At 44.6% G+C, this 18,126-nt stretch carries 16 protein-coding genes; 8 read left to right on the plus strand and 8 right to left on the minus strand.

The features are described 5' to 3' along the window. Window positions 1-572: 572 nt before the first annotated feature. Window positions 573-1,286 (plus strand): UMP kinase, encoded by a 714-nt coding sequence (gene pyrH / locus LZZ85_RS05310; protein WP_237869299.1) that lies wholly within the window; start codon window positions 573-575, stop codon window positions 1,284-1,286. A gap of 65 nt (window positions 1,287-1,351) precedes the next feature. On the opposite strand, the gene LZZ85_RS05315 is transcribed toward pyrH, so the two are convergent. Next, a complete protein-coding gene (locus LZZ85_RS05315) occupies window positions 1,352-2,446 on the minus strand; it encodes a DUF3298 and DUF4163 domain-containing protein (RefSeq protein WP_237869301.1) in 1,095 nt (364 codons plus the stop codon). 131 nt (window positions 2,447-2,577) lie between these two features. On the opposite strand from LZZ85_RS05315, the gene LZZ85_RS05320 reads away from it, so the two are divergent. Next, a complete protein-coding gene (locus LZZ85_RS05320) occupies window positions 2,578-3,987 on the plus strand; it encodes a coiled-coil domain-containing protein (protein ID WP_237869303.1) in 1,410 nt (469 codons plus the stop codon). 56 nt (window positions 3,988-4,043) lie between these two features. Next, window positions 4,044-4,682 (plus strand): pyridoxamine 5'-phosphate oxidase, encoded by a 639-nt coding sequence (gene pdxH / locus LZZ85_RS05325; protein WP_237869305.1) that lies wholly within the window; start codon window positions 4,044-4,046, stop codon window positions 4,680-4,682. A 188-nt stretch (window positions 4,683-4,870) separates the two neighbouring features. Here pdxH and LZZ85_RS05330 read toward each other — a convergent pair whose 3' ends face one another. The 4 genes from LZZ85_RS05330 to LZZ85_RS05345 form a co-directional block, all read right to left on the minus strand. Beyond that, window positions 4,871-4,990 (minus strand): 30S ribosomal protein THX, encoded by a 120-nt coding sequence (locus LZZ85_RS05330; RefSeq protein ID WP_237869307.1) that lies wholly within the window; start codon window positions 4,988-4,990, stop codon window positions 4,871-4,873. Window positions 4,991-5,087: 97 nt separating this feature from the next. After that, complete coding sequence (locus LZZ85_RS05335; RefSeq protein WP_237869309.1) at window positions 5,088-5,357, minus strand: HU family DNA-binding protein; 270 nt, start codon at window positions 5,355-5,357, stop codon at window positions 5,088-5,090. Between the two features lie 287 nt (window positions 5,358-5,644). Next, complete coding sequence (locus LZZ85_RS05340; RefSeq protein WP_237869311.1) at window positions 5,645-5,977, minus strand: DUF4286 family protein; 333 nt, start codon at window positions 5,975-5,977, stop codon at window positions 5,645-5,647. A gap of 122 nt (window positions 5,978-6,099) precedes the next feature. Continuing rightward, window positions 6,100-6,867 carry an exodeoxyribonuclease III gene (locus LZZ85_RS05345; protein WP_237869315.1) on the minus strand — a complete coding sequence of 256 codons (768 nt, stop codon included), beginning with the start codon at window positions 6,865-6,867 and terminating at the stop codon, window positions 6,100-6,102. 106 nt (window positions 6,868-6,973) lie between these two features. Here LZZ85_RS05345 and LZZ85_RS05350 point away from each other — a divergent pair, with 106 nt between their 5' ends. The 4 genes from LZZ85_RS05350 (at window position 6,974) to LZZ85_RS05365 (ending at window position 12,051) form a co-directional block, all read left to right on the plus strand. Then, entirely contained in the window at window positions 6,974-7,705 is a 732-nt protein-coding gene (locus tag LZZ85_RS05350) for an LOG family protein (RefSeq protein WP_237869323.1), read from the plus strand. Window positions 7,706-7,882: 177 nt separating this feature from the next. Then, complete coding sequence (locus LZZ85_RS05355; protein ID WP_237869332.1) at window positions 7,883-8,137, plus strand: SemiSWEET family sugar transporter; 255 nt, start codon at window positions 7,883-7,885, stop codon at window positions 8,135-8,137. Continuing rightward, window positions 8,137-8,754, plus strand: a complete 618-nt coding sequence (locus tag LZZ85_RS05360) for an HAD family hydrolase (RefSeq protein ID WP_237869334.1) — start codon at window positions 8,137-8,139, stop codon at window positions 8,752-8,754. The genes LZZ85_RS05355 and LZZ85_RS05360 overlap by 1 nt, the downstream gene beginning before the upstream one ends. Window positions 8,755-8,913: 159 nt before the next feature. Beyond that, window positions 8,914-12,051, plus strand: coding sequence for an AsmA family protein (locus LZZ85_RS05365; RefSeq protein WP_237869342.1), 3,138 nt, complete (start codon window positions 8,914-8,916; stop codon window positions 12,049-12,051). A 458-nt stretch (window positions 12,052-12,509) separates the two neighbouring features. Here the strand turns inward: LZZ85_RS05365 and LZZ85_RS05370 are convergent, their stop codons facing one another. Next, entirely contained in the window at window positions 12,510-13,202 is a 693-nt protein-coding gene (locus tag LZZ85_RS05370; RefSeq protein ID WP_237869344.1) for a LytR/AlgR family response regulator transcription factor, read from the minus strand. A 9-nt stretch (window positions 13,203-13,211) separates the two neighbouring features. Continuing rightward, on the minus strand, window positions 13,212-14,228 hold the full coding sequence (locus LZZ85_RS05375; protein WP_237869346.1) for a sensor histidine kinase: 1,017 nt from the start codon (window positions 14,226-14,228) through the stop codon (window positions 13,212-13,214). 178 nt (window positions 14,229-14,406) lie between these two features. Between LZZ85_RS05375 and LZZ85_RS05380 the strand changes: the two genes are divergently transcribed. Beyond that, window positions 14,407-15,288 carry a DUF5694 domain-containing protein gene (locus LZZ85_RS05380; protein ID WP_237869348.1) on the plus strand — a complete coding sequence of 294 codons (882 nt, stop codon included), beginning with the start codon at window positions 14,407-14,409 and terminating at the stop codon, window positions 15,286-15,288. Window positions 15,289-15,416: 128 nt separating this feature from the next. Here the strand turns inward: LZZ85_RS05380 and metH are convergent, their stop codons facing one another. Then, window positions 15,417-18,113, minus strand: a complete 2,697-nt coding sequence (gene metH, locus LZZ85_RS05385; protein ID WP_237869350.1) for a methionine synthase — start codon at window positions 18,111-18,113, stop codon at window positions 15,417-15,419. Window positions 18,114-18,126: the final 13 nt, after the last annotated feature.

Genomic DNA, 18,126 nt, shown 5'->3' on the forward strand with positions numbered 1-18,126 from the left:
TTTCCGTTTTTTTCCCATGGCATAGCCTTGCCGATGATGGATCTTTATGCAGCTGATTAATCAGGGTATATGGATTGAGTGCGGGATGAATAGCTGAAGACCTTTGGGATAGGTGTGTGTGTGTGCGGGAGCGATGGTGCTTCTGCAGGTGGAGATATTTTGCCGATTGCAAAAATCACGTCAAAAAAACACTGGCAGGTTGGAGGCGGGGGAGGGAGCCCACAGGGTGGGCGAGGTGGGAAAGAGGTTCCGTCATAAGTCTGCCGACGCAACAGTTAAATACAACGCCCCCGTAAAAAACGACCCTATAGCAGGTATGGAAAGAAGTTCCGTAAAAAAGACCCGCGAATCTGAGCGAAAATTTTCCCGGAAATAATGTGCGCGACCCGCCAGCTGATCTGCCCGCAGAGCTGCACTCAGCTACGGGGAACAGATCCTTCATCAGCCGACACCAGGTAGCTACTTCTATCGTTCTCAACATCATATTGGCATTTTCCGCTCTGCATATACCTGATATCCCTCTTTTAAGCCAGTGTTAATTCCCCTATCTTCGCAGCGCTAAACTTTACTTCATGCTCCCTAAGTACAAACGTATTCTGCTGAAACTCTCTGGTGAATCTTTAATGGGCGACAAGAATTTCGGCATGGATTCGGCCGTTATTTCCCAATATGCGCAAGATATAAAGTCTATTACGGACCTGGGCGTACAGGTTGCGGTCGTGATCGGAGGTGGAAACATCTACCGTGGTATGAATGAAGCTGAAACAGGGATCGAAAGAGCACATGGCGACTACATGGGCATGCTCGCAACCGTGATCAATGGCATGGCCTTACAGGCGGGACTCGAAAAGGTGGGCGTTTATACCCGCCTCCAAAGTGCGATCAAAATGGAACAGATCGCAGAACCGTATATCCGCCGCCGCGCGATCCGTCACGTGGAAAAAGGACGTGTTGTGATATTTGGCGCTGGCACAGGTAACCCATATTTTACAACTGATACAGCCGGCTCACTCCGCGCTATCGAGATCAGTGCAGACGTGATCCTTAAAGGGACACGCGTAGATGGGATCTACACCGCCGATCCGGAGAAAGATCCAACTGCAACCAAATACGAAACGGTGACTTTCCAGGAATGTCTGTCGAAAAATCTTCGTGTAATGGACATGACAGCCTTCACCCTTTGCATGGAAAACAACCTGCCGATCATTGTGTTCAATATGAACAAAGAGGGCAATCTGCGCAGGGTCGTGACGGGTGAAAAAGTAGGCACACTGGTAACAGGATAATTATACAAACGATACATAAAAAAAGAGACCAGATGGTATTGCTGGTCTCTTTTTTTATGTATCGTTTACTTTTTGAACGATGGATTCAATCCACCCTGGCCAAAATCCGTATAGGGAATAAATACGATCACCTCTCCCATCGCGTATGGCCCGATCTCGTAGGGAACATAATTAAAGCCGATGCCGGATCCGGTAAGGAAGAAGTTCTCATTTGCCGTTATCGTATCCTCAAACAGGCCTGCTTCCTTAAGAGACTCTTTTGCCGACAGCTCGCGCTCTTTCCTGAAATTTTTGTCTATCAGGCTGTTCAGCGCTTTCTTCCCGGCAGGGGATAAAACATCTGCCAGTTTATAAGCCTTACCCGTTGCAGGGTTTACCGATGCATAGTGAGTACCGTAATTGCCGTGAGCGCCGCCAGTATAAGCATAGCTCATATTGGCAAGGGTAAGGATACTGCCGGAATGATACATTACAGTCGTATGGGTCGTCTGATCTTCTGTATAGCCAGAGGTAAACTCAACCAGTTCACTGTCAGGTACATTTTTATGTGTTGAATAATAATCAGCGAAGAATCTTTTTTTCTGTGCCAGCAAAAGCGGACCAATATCTCCTGTACCTTTCACATACATCAGATCCTGCAGAATCTTCTTCAGGTTAACCGAAGCGCCGGAATTTCCCTTTGGCCATACGGTTGCCGCCTCGTAGCTTGCGCCCGGCGAAGATCCCAGCTTTGGGCGCAGTTTTTCACTGCCGGAGGTAACAACGTAGTCGAATGAAAGGGTAACCGCCGTTTGCGGCCCGGCCTTCACCGGAAAATCCTGGTTACCGGTATGATCTTTTATCCATGCGCCGGTCAACGAATCTCCCTTCAGATCCAGGGTAAAAGTTTCATAATCAGATTCCGTTCCGGGTACATAGGCCTGCAGACGGATCTTACCCGCCGTGGTAGTGTCATCGCCCGAGAGATAGATGGGGCGCTGGGCTTTTGTATAATAGTAATAACCCGTATACCCGTGATCCATCCGGTGAAGATGAAGTGTAAAAGGGTATTTATCAATTGTTCCACTAAAACTTTTATACCAGTATTTACCCTGTGCAGCGGCGTTCGCGCCCATAAATAACAACAGCGTCCAGGCTAACACATATCGGAAATTTACCATTTCGAAAAGAAGTCTTTTATAAATTAAATATACCCGTTATCTTGTGCTTCCTACTTGTGAAAATTAAAAGGCCATATCCGATAAACTACTGTTTTGTTCACGAACCTTAATTCTATTTACTTAGTACTGTTATGGCTTCTTTCACCCTATCACTTGTAGAACTTATTGTACTCCTGGTTGGTGCGATCATCCTCGGACTTACCATCCATTTCTTCATCACAAGCCGCAAGAACCTGCGGATCCCCAAAGATACCAACAAGCCGGACATTGCACGCAATGAATGGAAGCTGAAATATTTCAATGACATGGAATTGAAGGACCGTGAGATCACGACCCTTACCAATCGTGTGAACATCTCGGAAGAGAACTCCGAACGTTTTGCGATGGAAATCGAAGAACTCAACAAAGCATACCGAACATTGAAATCTTCTCCTGCCAGAGAATCAGCCGGTGATGACACGATCACCGAGGCGCTAAAAGAAGAGATCGATGAACTGAACGAACAGATTGCATCCATTCAACAGCTTCATCAGCAGAAACTGGACCAGAAAGATGAAGAGATCGCCAATCTCCGGGAGAAAACCGATGAATTACAGGACCGTCTTGCTGTAGCGCTGGAAAATCGTGATAGCAGCAGCGATACCAACAGCAATAGTGCTGATCAGTCTGCGATTAACGCACTGAATGAGCAGAACGAACACCTGCGCTCCCAGCTATTGTCTATGTCCAGGGAAGCCAACCATGAGCAGCAAAGTGCGCAGCAGCTGATAGAAGATCTCAGAAAACAGATCACCCAGCTTCAGGCCGAGCTGGCAGGCGCGAGAAGCCAGGCTGGTGAAGAACTGGTTCGCAACGACGACTATCTGTCCCGCCTGATCGAAGCAAAACAATCTCTTCTGCAACATAACCAGCAGATCAATGACCTCCTGGGTAATATCGATGTGATCAGGGAGAAGGAAGAACTGCAGCAGGAGATGGCACGCGCAAATGACGAGTTAGCCGGTCAGGTGTACGATATGCGGCAATTGCTGGAAAGCAAAGACGCGGAACTGAATGCTGTCCGTCAGAAAGAAGCGTTGTCAAAAGAAATGAGCTCTATGCTGGAGCAGGCCTATGGTGAATTTAACGTTCTGCAGGAAAAGATTTCAAGACTTGAAGCTCAGCTTACGTCTTCCCGCTTGCAAAGCCTGGATCATGAAGACCTGAAAGAATCTCACCTGAAACTGGCTGGTGATGTAGAACGATACAGGCAGAAAAGCCAGACGCTTACCTCCGAGAATCTAACACTTCAGCAGGAGCTGAACCTGGTTGAGGACAAGCTTAAAGAAGCAAATCTTCAGCGTCAGCAATTGCAGAAAAAGGTTTCCTATCTTGAAGAGATCAACTACGATCTTCAGTCTGTTTCTGACGCCAATAGAAAGCTGGAGGGGCAATTGAAGCGGATCGGGGAGCTGGAAAGCATGCTGAATGTTGTGGCAGAAGAAAGGGATCAGCTGATGCAAAAGCAGCAGACCTCCCATCAGCCACCGCCATTTGCCTGAGATCAGTCATGTTTTCGTGCCGTATAAAGGTTGTAAATTTGCGGAAACGGACACTTATGCAACCCGATATCGCCGGCATCCGCACAAACTATTCCCGTCAGTCACTTTCCGAAAACGATATTGACCCTAATGCTATCCGGCAGTTTGCCAAATGGTGGCAGGAGGCGGTCGATTCAAAAATAGAGGAAGTAAATGCAATGACGCTTGCGACAGCATCGTCAGATGGAATTCCTTCTGCACGGATCGTATTGCTGAAAGGGTTCTCAGAAGAAGGCTTTGTTTTCTTTACGAATTATAACAGTTATAAAGGCAAACAGCTGGCTGAAAACCCTAAAGCATGCCTGGTATTTTTCTGGAAAGAGCTGGAACGCCAGGTCAGGATCACCGGCATTATCCGGAAAGTATCCGCTTCGGAAAGTGACGAATATTTTCATTCCCGCCCTCTTGGCAGCCAGATCGGTGCAATTGTATCTCCCCAAAGCAGTATCATCGAGAGCCGTGAATGGCTGGAAGCGAAATATGCGCGGATGGAAAAAGAAGTGCGTCAGGTTGAACGTCCCGGCCATTGGGGCGGCTATCTGCTGAGTCCTGTTCTGATGGAGTTCTGGCAGGGCCGTCCATCGCGTCTTCATGATCGCTTCGAATACTCCCTGGAAGAAAATGGTACGTGGAAGGCAGAGCGGTTGGCGCCCTGAGGGCCAAACCACAGGCCATTCAGTATAAAATGATGATCATTTCTGATCGTCAGTTCATCGCTCTGAGCGTACACTAGTCTTCTGCTTTCGTGGCCATCGTGTTCATCCGACTGTAAAAAAAATACGAAGAGTAAACGTTTGTCACATTTCCTCTTCGTATCAATAAATTAATAACTCAGGTATATTCCTTAAGCTTTCTTTTTTGCTGCTGCTTTCTTAGCGAATGACGCTTTCTTGGCGGGACGGCTTTTGCCGAATGAACCTTTGAAACGTTTGCCCTTTGCAGTTTTTTTATCTCCTCTGCCCATAATGAAGGTTTTAAAATAATCAGATTAAATGCGAAGTTAATAAAAAAGCCCCGGTACTGGTGAAAGCACCGGAGCTTTTAATAGATTGAGTGGAAGGTTACAATTTAGCAGCCAGTTCTTTACCAGCTTTGAATTTAGCAACAGTGCGTTTTTTGATCTTGATCACAGCACCAGTTTGTGGGTTACGGCCATTACGCGCTTTTCTTTCAGATGGAGAAAATGTACCGAAGCCAACCAGGGTTACTTTACCGCCTTTTTTCAAGGTTTTGGTAACGGCATCTACAAAAGAATCCAATGTATCGTTCGCCTGAGTCTTAGTAATGCCGGCATCTTCGGCGATCTTCGCGATCAATTCAGCTTTGTTCATAATCTGTTTTTTTGTATTTAGTAACGACAGCAAAATTATACGCTTTTCGATAGCAGCAAAAAAAAATCGAAGCTTTTTAATTAAATGATAAATCGGCCACAATCCGCTAGGAGTAAGGATTTTAGCGAATATATGTTTGAGTGATTTTACGTGTGATTTTTCGATAATCCCTTGAAAGTCGCTACTGTAGCGGGTTTCAGCTATTGCTCCTTGAAATGCAGGCGGGTAAAGGGTTGCGGCGGAATATACAATAGTTTTTCAACTGTTAAAATTAAGTTTTCTCCTTTTCACAATCGATCCACAACCTGCAGAACTGACCGGAATGAAATAATGCTCGTGCCCCATTTGTTATTAGCGATCCTGCTCATCCGTTCAGAATGGTTTGCTATGAACAGATTATAATCTTCTTTGCCGGGAGAATTATATTGCACCGCATAGGTTGGCCCTTCAGTTTCATCCACTTCAATCAGCCGCAATACAGTGGCTCCTGTAAAACAACCTGTATCGATCATGCGTTGAATAAACTCTTCATGCATCCATTGCAACCATTTTTCTGCTATTGTGTGCGCGACTTTGGTGGTTACATTGTATATGATCGCTGATTGAGCGCTTTGTTCCATTACTGCAATTTTATTACGAAAGGCGAAGTTCGGCAAGAATAGCAAGGCCACAAAATGAGTGAATGAAAAAGGGCCCGGAGATCTTCCGCACCCTTGTATAATTCATGCTTTTTTTAGCAGATCTATGGCTTCAGCTCCAGGTAGACGGGACAATGATCTGAATGTTTCACGTCGGGATAGATGTCTGCTGATACAAGATTATTTTTCAATGGGGATGTTACATTGATATAGTCGATACGCCAGCCCTTATTATTCAGGCGTACAGAGGGGAAACGCTGGCTCCACCAACTGTAGCGGTGTGGCTCAGGGTGAAACTCCCGGAAAGTGTCAACCCATCCATTGTCGAGAAATTTTGTCATCCATTCCCGCTCTTCCGGCAGGAAACCCGACGATTTCTTGTTGCCTTTCGGATCGTGAATGTCAATCTCTTTATGCGCGATATTGTAATCGCCACAAACGATCAGTTTCGGATGCTTTTTCTTTAGCGTTTCCAGGTATTCGTTAAACTCATTCAGCCATACGTATTTAAAATCCTGTCGTTCATCGCCACTGGTTCCGGACGGGAAATAAGCATTGATCAGTCGGATATCACCAAAATCAAGCTGTATGACACGCCCTTCATCATCACTCATCTTATGCCCTGTTCCATATTCAACATGATCAGGTTTGATCTTTGAAAATACGGCAACACCACTATATCCTTTTTTCTGTGCGCTGAACCAGTAATCTTCGTACTGCAGGTCGTTAAACAACTTGTAGTTCACATTATCTTTTACTGCTTTGGTTTCCTGGATACAGATGATATCTGCAGGATCTGTTTTAAGCCACTCAATAAAACCTTTGTTTATGGCAGAACGGATCCCGTTCACATTATAACTGATGATACGCATAGCTTTTTTATTTACAACTATCAAAGTACAGGATATTTTTAGTCCTGTCAAAATCCATCGTTTGGTTTGAAATGTTTTATTTTTAATCTTTTTCAATATCGTAATTATGAGTGAAACAGATCGGATCATTCCTTCCAAAGAGCATATCTTCCTGGATGGACCCAAAAGCCGGGGGTATGAACTCGGATTTGCCTATCGCGTATTTAAACAGTTTATAAAAGGATTTCGCAATCTTCATTTTGTAGGGCCCTGTATCACTGTATTCGGTTCTGCACGTTTCAATGAAGATCATCCATATTATCAGGAAGCGCGCGAGTTTGGCAAACGGATCGCCGCGTTGGGTTTTACGACCATGACCGGTGGCGGCCCGGGTATTATGGAAGCCGCAAACCGTGGGGCTTATGAAAGCGGTGGCGCCTCTGTTGGCTGTAATATCCAGTTGCCTTTTGAACAGAAAGAGAATCCATATCTGCATAAATCTGTCACATTTGAGCATTTTTTTGTAAGAAAGGTTCTGCTGATCAAATATTCCTATGCTTTTATTATCATGCCGGGAGGTTTCGGTACAATGGACGAGTTTTTCGAGACACTGACGCTTGTTCAAACAAAAACGGTTACCCAGTTTCCGATCGTTCTTTTCGGCAAGGAATATTATCGCGAACTGATCGAAACGATAGAAGATATGGCAGAGAAGGGTACCATATCCAAAGAAGACATGAACCTTGTGCTCATTACTGATGATATGGATGAGGCAATGGCCCATATCCGTCACTATATCACCACTAACTATAAAGTGAAGCCCCGTAAAAGAAACTGGTGGCTATTGGAGAAGCGATAAAGTTGGTTGTAAAACAAACGTTTGAGATACAACGGGCGCGGGAGATACTGGCGAAATGACGGATTTTTCCGAACGTTCGCGGACACCTCCCGCGCCTTTTTTTACCCCACCAGGAAGTAGTACAAAACCTCCGGATTTTTATGTACGTTTGCCGGTCATTTCACCAATAGGACCACCATGTTTGTAGACGTATTAGGCTCTGTTGCCGGGGCCATCACAGCATTTACTTTTCTTCCACAGGTTATCAAAACCTGGAAGGAGAAGTCTGCAAAGGATATTTCCCTCTCAATGTTCATGATCGCCGCCAGCAACAATATACTATGGATCGTCTATGGTATATTAAAAAGTGACTGGGTGATCATTCTCACGAACGCGGCCGTGTTCTCCATGGCTGTAACCATGATCGTTCTAAAATTCCGATACAATAAATAATGAGTCAGATCAATACAATCATTTTCGATTTAGGAGGAGTGCTGGTTGACTGGAGTCCGAATTACGTTTTTCACGAAACATATTTTGAAACACCTGAAAAACGGAAGTTTTTTTTCGAAAACATCTGTACCAGCGATTGGAATGAAGAGCAGGATGCAGGCCGGTCTTATGTGGAAGCAACGCAGGAACTGGTAACAAAATTTCCGGAATGGGAGTCTCAGATCCGTGACTATTATGGTCGCTGGTCGGATATGCTGAAAGCTCCGATACCGGAAACTGTCGAAATTCTCAGAAAGCTAAAACAATCGGGTAAGTATAAGATATATGCGTTGACCAACTGGCACGCCGGCCTGTTTGATATTGCGTTGACCCGATACGGATTTCTGCACTGGTTTGATGGCAGAGTGGTTAGCGGAGAAGAAATGACCCGCAAACCTTTTCCTGAATTTTATCAGCGCTTGCTCGACCGTTATGATGTTAAACCGGCAGATGCGATCTTTATAGACGATAATCTGCGGAATGTGAAAGCCGCTGAAGGAATGGGCATCAGATCGATCCACTTCACCAGTGCAGGCGAACTGGAAAAACAATTGCAGAAACTGGAAATGTTGCCCTAACGATTAATTTCATTGATCAACCATAGACCAGGTGTACCTGAGTCGTTTGCCATAATGAATAAGATACGATCCAAGATGGTTGAAGGAGCCTGTCCAGCTGTCGTCGAATCCTGTGAAACCGCACAACGCTCTACTAAACAATAGAGCTATTGCAGGTTTATGAAGCGAACTCTCAAAAAGGTATTAATCAAAACGGTAAAGATCATCGGGATCTCTGTCGTTTCTCTGATCGCCATTCTTTTTCTTCTTCCTTATATCTTACCGAATACGATCTCGGATAAAGTGAAGCAACTGGTGAACCGTTCTATTAACGGCGAAGTGAATTTCTCCAAAGCAAGGCTTACTTTCTTTAATCACTTCCCTGCTTTAACAATGACATTGCAGGATTTTTCGTTGAAAGGATCGGCGCCCTTCCAACGGGACACATTGCTGGCCGCAAATGAAGTAGCATTTGGTATCAATATTTTTTCGTTGATAAAAGGAGATATTGAAGTTGACCAGTTTTTTATTACCGAAGGGGATATCAATGTGAAGGTTAATGAAAAAGGAGAGGCAAACTATAATGTATACCAGTCTTCTCCCTCGTCAGATACCAACAGCAATTCCGGAGGTGATACTACTGCAGCGCTGAAGATCGAAAAGATAGTGATAGAGAAAACAGATCTTCATTATGATGATCTTTCCTCGGCTATTCTGATCAATGCACAGGGACTTGATTATACAGGTCGCGGGGATCTCAGTAAGGCCATATTTGATCTGAAAAGTCACCTGACAGTTAAGAAGTTTGATCTCTACTATGACCGGTATCCATACATCATGCAGAAAAAGATCGATGCTGACCTGCTGACAAGTATAAATACAAATTCCCTTGCGCTTCGCTTTCCCCAAAATACACTTCATATCAACCGGCTTCCAATGGATTTTAAAGGCAGCTTTGATTTCGTGGAAGGAGGATATGATATGAATTTCCAGATAAGCAGCGCGGCAGCGGATCTGGATGATGTGATGACTGCTTTACCTCCGCAATACCAGGGATGGCTTGAAAAAACAACTATTAAAGGCAAAACCGATTTTAAAGCTGCCCTCGTTGGAAAGTATATGGCGGCTTCAGAAACAATGCCAGATTTCTCTCTTGATTTGCAAGTGCGCAAAGGGTCGATCGCGTATGAGAAAGCACCGGTAGCGTTGAACAATCTTTACCTGGATATGGATTACAAGCTACCCGGGTTTGATGTGGAGAAACAGTATTTAAAATTGGATTCAGCATTCTTTAATATCGGGAAGGATCATTTCAGTACGGCAGTTGAGCTCAAAGGTCTTAGCTCACCACAGATAAAAGCAAGAGCAAACAGCTCACTGGATCTGGCCAGCCTTGATCAGGCGCTTGGTCTTGCAGATTACGATCTGAAGGGAAAGCTTACACTGAATTTTGCTGCCAATGGCCAATATGCGACGGGGCAGAATCCTGCAAGGCGACGTAAAGATATTGTCATTACCAGTATTCCGTCCTTTACGTTGAATGCTGCACTGGAAAATGGTTATGTCCATTATACTCCGCTGCCAAAACCGGTGGAAAAGCTTGCATTTAACATGAAAATGGCCTGCCCCGATAATGACTATCATCATACAAACATCTCAATAGAAAATATTGATGTGAAAATGATGAACAACTTTATCAATGGATTTTTTAAGATCGGGAATGCGGCTGATTTTCCCGTTGATGCGGCATTGAAAGCATCGATAAGTCTTCCCGATATTGCTCAGTTCTATCCTCTTGACAGCATGGAGCTGAATGGAAAACTGGCAGTCGATCTGAGATCAAACGGGCAATACATCTCTGCTAAAAAGATATTTCCGAAAACTGAAGCTGTCTTCAAGCTTCAGGGAGCATCAATAAAAACAAAGTACTACCCGGCGCCAATTGAGAATATTCAGGTTGATGCGACTGTTGCAAACAAGCAAGGCACCTTCCGTGACCTTGCTGTGGAGATACAGCCAATATCATTTGACTTTGAAGGTAAACCATTCATGATCAAAGCTGATTTAAGGAACCTGGAGGATATACAGTATGATATTTTATCAAAGGGTGAAGTTGATCTTGGAAGGATCTATAAAGTGTTTGCCCGGCAGGGCCTGGATGTGACAGGTACTATTACAACAGACCTATCTCTTAAAGGCAGTGAGGCCGATGCGGTAGCGAAGAGATTTGCAAAGCTGCGGAACAGTGGAACCCTGAAAGTAAACGATCTTGTTGTTACAACAGAGATATATCCACTTCCCTTCTTTATCGATAAAGGCTGGTTCCGTTTTCATCAGGACCTGATGAAGTTTGAGCAGTTCAATGCGCGGTACGGAAGCTCCGTTATTTCTTTGAATGGGGCGTTATCAAATTTGTTCCGTTACATGGCAGGCCATGGTTCTTTGCAAGGCAAGTTTGATCTGCGTTCAGACAGGATATCGATGGATGAATGGATGGCGTTCAATCTGCCTGCGGAAACTGCTTCTTCCAGCCCGGTACCGGCTACTGGTGGTGTCATCCTCCTTCCTCCGGATCTGGATATGCAATTAACGGCCAACGTGAAAACCATCGACTATAATAAACTTCGTCTGACAGATGTAAAAGGAGATGTTCAGTTGCAGAATGGTGAATTGAAATTGCAGCAGACCGGCTTTACCATGGCTGGCGCTACTACTACAATGGATGCCACCTATAAAAGTCTCTCGCCGGAAAAGGCATTTTTTACTTATCATATCACCGCGAAAGATTTTGATGTAAAAAAAATGTACAACGAAGTGGAACTGTTCCGGGAACTCGCGCCGGCTGCTGGCAAAGCAGAAGGAGTGATCTCGCTTGAGTACAGCCTGGAAGGGAAGCTTGATAAGGACATGTATCCGATCATGCCCTCATTGAAAGGCGAAGGCGTGTTATCCATTAAGAAAGTTAAGATGAAGGGATTCAGGTTGTTTTCAGCAATGGGTAAGTCGACCGGCAAAGATGGCTTGAAAGACCCCGATCTGAGTAAGATCAATTTCAAAACCAAGATCCAGAACAATGTAGTAACGTTGGAGAAGACAAAGATTAAAGTAGCTGGTTTCCGGCTCAGGATGCAGGGGCAAACAAGTCTCGATGGTAAGTTGAAGTTAAAGATCAGGCTGGGATTGCCGCCATTGGGTATAATTGGCATACCGATGAATATAACGGGGACAGGTGATAACCCGAAAGTGCGGTTAGGCAAAGGGGATGAATTGCCATTGGAGGAGCAGGAGGAGGAGAAAGAGGAACAGGAGCAGGAGTGACGGAGCACATTAATTTCAAGTGGATTTATAAGGAGGTATCGCAGCAATTGCTGCGATATTTTGTTTTAGGATAATGTGCTCGTACCGTCCTGATGTTTTCCTCACTTATTCTACGTTTTTTTCGCAGAAGGTTTTGTGATTTTCACCTTGTGTTTTTTTGCGCAGCGATGATATTTGCATGGATGGTTCTGCCGTGCACGGGAGAATTAAGTTGATGATTGTAGCCTAGCCGTGAGGGAGATGCCAGAGATGTTGAGAAGCTTTGGTTACGGGCAGATTATTGCCTCAACTCATTCCTTTTCCTTTAGGATCCTGGTGGTGGTGGCGGGGGAGGGCCCAAGGGGGATGGTGGGTGGAGGAGGGAGCGTAACTCGTCATTCCCGCGTTCATCAGCCCGCCCAGGCGCCAAATCGAATTCCCCCTCCAGTTAACGAAGAACTCCCTCCCGCGAACCGCCCTTACTTTACTCCAAGCCTGGTCCAAAATGCCTCCACGTAAGTCTCCCCAACCGGCAGATAAGTTTCGCCAATCACCGCACGCTTTCTTTCCACCGATCCGATCTTATCCACTGAAATAATATACGACTTATGGATCCGCATAAACTTTCCTCCGTCAAGCGTTTCTTCGAAACTTCGTAAACTCTGCAACGTTAAGATCTTTCCCGTAGTTGTGTGGATCGCCACGTAATCACGCAAACTCTCCAGATATAAGATATCCTTCAATTCGATCTTGACCATTTTATATTCCGACTTCACGAATATGTAATCCATCCTCACAGTTTCAACCGCAGGTTTAGTAAGGCTCAGCCTCTCCCTCGCACGCTGTACTGCTGTCATAAAACGCTCCAAAGAAAAAGGTTTCAGAAGATAGTCTACAACATCATGATCAAACGCCTGCAAGGCATATTCTTCGTAAGCCGTGGTCAGTATCACTTTGCTCTTTCCATTCAGTACCTTCATGAACTGGATACCTGTAAGCTCCGGCATTTGTATGTCCAGGAAGATAAGATCAGCCTCTCCTGCCTGCGCAAGTTTCAGGCCCTCAAATACATCACTTCCTGCCATTACAACCTCGACGTCCGGGACCTTGGAGGCATAATCCTTCAGTAGTTTTACCGCCAGCGGCTCGTCGTCAATGATCAGGCATTTCATACATTAAAGTTAGAAGTTTAACACGAGGCGTGCTGTATAAAAACTGTCTTCAGTTTCGTATGTCAATATATGTTTTTCCGGATAAAGTAATTCAAGTCTGCGTTTCACATTGTCCATTCCAATGCCGCCCGATTCATCCTTATTCCTGTTGCTGACTTTATTGCTGATCTCAAAGTCCATTTTTGCCGATGATACATCCAGGCGGATATGCAGCGAATCATTTCTGAAATCGCCATGCTTAAAAGCATTTTCTATAAAAGGGATCAACAGGTAAGGAGGGATCAATTGTTTATCTGTATCGCCCGTTACAGTAATATCCAGTTGCAGATCATGATCAAAACGCAACTTCTGCAGAGTAATAAAATTTTCAATATAACTCCATTCCCTTCTGACCGAAACAAGCTCTTTTTTTTCATACAGAATGTATCGCATCAGCTCGGATAATTGGAGCATCGCACCTGGCGCTTTTGGCGATTGCTCATAAACAAGCGAATAAATGTTATTGAGTGTGTTGAAAAGAAAATGAGGGTTTACCTGCGACCGTAAAAAAAGCAATTCCGCTTCTCTGTTCTGCTGAAGCAATTCTGCCTGCCTTCGTTGATTGCTTACCTGGTTGTCAAGGAGAAAAGCAGAGATGCCAACGCCAATACAAACAGCTCCGAAGTAAATATTATCCAGTACATATCTCCATACCCCATATTTTTCCGGGTAGTTCCGGAGGCCATCCAGTACCAGCGGATAGATGACCTCTTCTATGGTATAACGTAACAGAGTGAATACAAAGATCATGAGCAGCGAAGCGACACAGAATAACACGTATTTCTTTTTCGCAAAAAAACGTGTGCCTATCCAATGCATCAGTGCCAGCGTGATGGCCGAATAGATCAATTGCGAGAAATGAAACGGAGAAAAAACTGACCTTACCGTGATCGGATCGCCATCTCTGAGCGATACAGTAAGATCGAGCCCCCAGATCAGCACAACCAGGATAAAGGCATACAGGATGAGTCGTTGCTTTTTTGTCATATCACAAAATAACTATGCTGCACCAGGATTTTCCGGCTTTGTCTGCCAATACCATTTTTTTGTCTGCCAACCTGCAGCCTCTTTATAAGCCTATGGTTGGCAGACAAATTCCAACCTCACGCAGATTGCAGTTTAGCGGGTGGTCGCAAAAAGCAAATTTTGGTAAAAATTACGAATTATGAAACAGATCTTGTTGATCGCTACCCTATTGATGATATTGTTAAATGCTACCTATGCACAGAAAATCGACTGGAAGAAAATGAAAGGACTGGATCCTGATCTTATTCTTCACGAAGGTGATCGCAAACCGACGGAAGTTTTATTACTTGGCACTTACCATTTTGACTACCCAAATCTCGATGTACATGTTACAGACTCTTCACTCCAGGTAGATATCCTGTCTGCCAGAAAGCAGAAAGAAGTAAAGGAATTGGTATCCGTGATCGAACGATTTAAACCCACGCGAATTTATATTGAAGCAACAAGGCAGTCTTTTCATGATTCCTTATATAACGAATACTTACAGGACCGGTTTACCCTCGGCAGAAACGAGATCTATCAGTTGGCATACAGGGTTGGAAAAGATATGAAGATCAATAAAGTTCATGCAGTGGATGCAAGTAGTTTTATTGGTGAGAACGCCAAAAAATATACCTGGATAGATAGTATGGATAGAAATATGGTGCTGGTTGATTCTGTGAGAGACAAGTACTGGAACCGTCTTTACAGTAAATTCTATACGATCAGTGACACATTGGAAAAGAATCTGACATTGTTGGAGAACTTCATTCTGATGGCCGAGCCACAAGTACTGAAGCGTATGCAGGGAAATTATTTTACTGGCGGCTTTAATACGCAGGGCAACGAAGGTCCCGATTTTATTTCGATGTGGTGGTTCAGCCGCAACCTGCGGATCTTTAACAATATTCTTAAAACAAAACCGGCATCGGAAGACAGGATACTTGTGTTGTTTGGAAATGGACACATGCCGACTCTGAAACATTGTTTTGAATCGAGTCCGGAATTCAAGGTTGTTGAATTGAAATCTTTGCTGAAGTGAGATAACACGGATTGCATAACGCAGATTCTACGATTTGACGGTTAAATGAAAGAGGCTGCACTAATGCAGCCTCTTTCATTTAACCGTCAAATAATTCGCGAAATCCGTGTTATGAAATTCGCGTAATTCTATTCAAGGATGGGCCTCAACCAGCGCTGCATATCTTCTGTCGGCATTTCTTTACGGGTCACATAATCTGTGAACTGATCCTGCTGGATCTTACCCACGCCGAAATACTGGCTTTGCGGATGACTGAAATACCATCCGCAAACAGATGATGCAGGGTACATCGCGAGTGATTCAGTAAGATGTATACCGGTCACCTCTTCGCCACCAAGCAGATCAAACAGCTTGTATTTTTCGGTATGATCGGGGCACGCAGGATAGCCTGGCGCCGGACGTATACCCACATATTCTTCTTTGATCAGTTGATCGTTGCTAAGCGTTTCATTCTTCACGTATCCCCAGAATTCTTTCCTTGTGCGCCCATGCAAACATTCTGCGAACGCTTCTGCAAATCGATCCGCCAGCGCCTGCAGCATGATCTTGTTATAGTCGTCCAACTCTTTTTCGAAACGTTTGATATGTGTTTCAATTCCTTTGATCGTTACAGAGAAAGATCCGATATGATCCGGTGTAGGATGATCGATCTCCGCGGGACGGATAAAGTCGGCAAGGCTCAGGTTTGGCTGGCCGGGAGCTTTCTTGATCTGCTGACGAAGAAATTGAAGATTGACATTGTTCTCGCCGTTCTTTACTTCAACTGTATCGGGCGCGGTTTTTTTCGCTTCCCAGAAGCCTATCACACCTTGTGCTGACAACCATTTTTCATTAACGATCTTATCCAGCAGATCGTTGGCATCCTTATAAAGTTTTGTTGCCTCTTCTCCTACTTTTTTATCTGTCAAAATATCCGGGAAACTTCCGTGAAGTTCCCAGGAAATAAAGAATGGTTTCCAGTCGATATAACTTCTCAGCTCAGCGAGATCATAATCTTCAAACACTTTCCTGCCGATGAATTGAGGGGTGGTGGGCGTGAAATTATCCCAGTCAATCTTTACACAGTTAGCCTGCGCATCACTGAAAGCGAGATAGTCTTTCACTACTTTTTTATTCTCGAAGTCTGTTTTCAGTTTGATATATTCCTGCTTTGTTTTGTCCAGGAAATTTGATTTCTGCTCAGACAAAAGAGATCCGGCAACTGTTACGCTACGGCTTGCGTCAAGAACGTGAACAACGCCATTGTCATACTGTGGCGCAATCTTCACAGCAGTGTGCATACGTGAAGTGGTTGCACCGCCGATCAGCAAGGGCTGCTGCATACCGCGACGTTTCATTTCGTGCGCTACGTTCACCATTTCATCAAGAGAGGGTGTGATCAATCCGCTGAGGCCAATGATATCCGCTTTTTCTTTTTCTGCAGTGTCAAGTATTTTGTCAGTTGGCACCATTACACCCATGTCAACGATATCGTATCCATTACAACCAAGTACTACGCCAACGATATTCTTGCCGATATCATGCACGTCGCCTTTTACCGTTGCAAGCAATATCTTTTTTACGTTACCATTTAAGGCGTTTGGGTTGTTCTTTTTCTCTTCTTCGATGAATGGTGTGAGCCATGCAACTGATTTCTTCATTACGCGTGCGCTCTTAACAACCTGTGGGAGAAACATTTTCCCGGCACCGAACAGATCTCCCACAACACCCATTCCATCCATCAGGGGCCCTTCGATCACTTCAAGTGGTCTTGGATATTTTTGCCTGGCTTCTTCCGTATCATGATCAATATAATCGGTAATGCCATTAACGAGTGCATGTTTCAGTCTTTCTTCTACAGAGGCTGTTCTCCACGCCTCATTTTTAACTTCTACTTTTCCTTTTGCTTTTACGGTTTCAGCAAAAGAGATCAATTTTTCCGTCGCCTCATTATTTTCATTATTCCGGTTCAGGATCACGTCTTCGCAAAGTTCGCGGAGCTGTGGTTCGATCTCATCATATACTACCATCTGTCCCGCGTTCACAATACCCATATTCATTCCCACTTTGATCGTGTGGTAAAGAAATACAGAGTGCATTGCTTCGCGAACCGGTTCGTTGCCACGGAAAGAGAAAGAGAGGTTACTTACACCTCCGCTGATGCTAGTAAGTGGCATCAGTTCCTTTATTCGTCTTGTGGCATTGATAAAGTCAACACCATAGTTATTATGTTCTTCCAAACCTGTTGCAACTGCGAAGATATTCGGATCAAATATGATATCCTGTGGCTCAATCCCAACCTGTTCGGTGAGTATTTTATAAGCACGATGACAGATTTCGACTTTTCGGTCTTCTGTGTCAGCCTGACCAACTTCATCAAATGCCATTACGACAACCGCCGCTCCATAGCTTTGGCAGATCGTTGCCTGTTCGATGAATTTCGCTTCTCCCTCTTTCATTGAGATGGAGTTAACGATGCACTTTCCCTGTACGCATTTCAGCCCGGCTTCGATGATCTCAAACTTCGAGCTGTCTACCATGATGGGAACCTTTGCGATATCGGGTTCACTTTGGATCAGGTTGATAAAGTTTGTCATGGCAGGAACCCCATCAAGCAGGGCATCATCCATGTTGATATCGATGACCTGGGCGCCGCTTTCAACCTGTTGGCGTGCGACGGCCAGTGCCTCTTCAAATTTGTTTTCGCGTATCAGGCGGGCGAATTTCTTCGAGCCTGTTACGTTTGTCCGTTCACCGATATTGATGAAGTTCGTTTCCGGACGGATGATAAGGGGCTCGAGGCCCGATAAACGTAGATAAGGTTTTATATGAATCTGGTCTGACATGCTGTTTGAAGTC

Source organism: Terrimonas ginsenosidimutans (assembly GCF_022012415.1).
GTDB lineage: Bacteria > Bacteroidota > Bacteroidia > Chitinophagales > Chitinophagaceae > Terrimonas_A > Terrimonas_A ginsenosidimutans.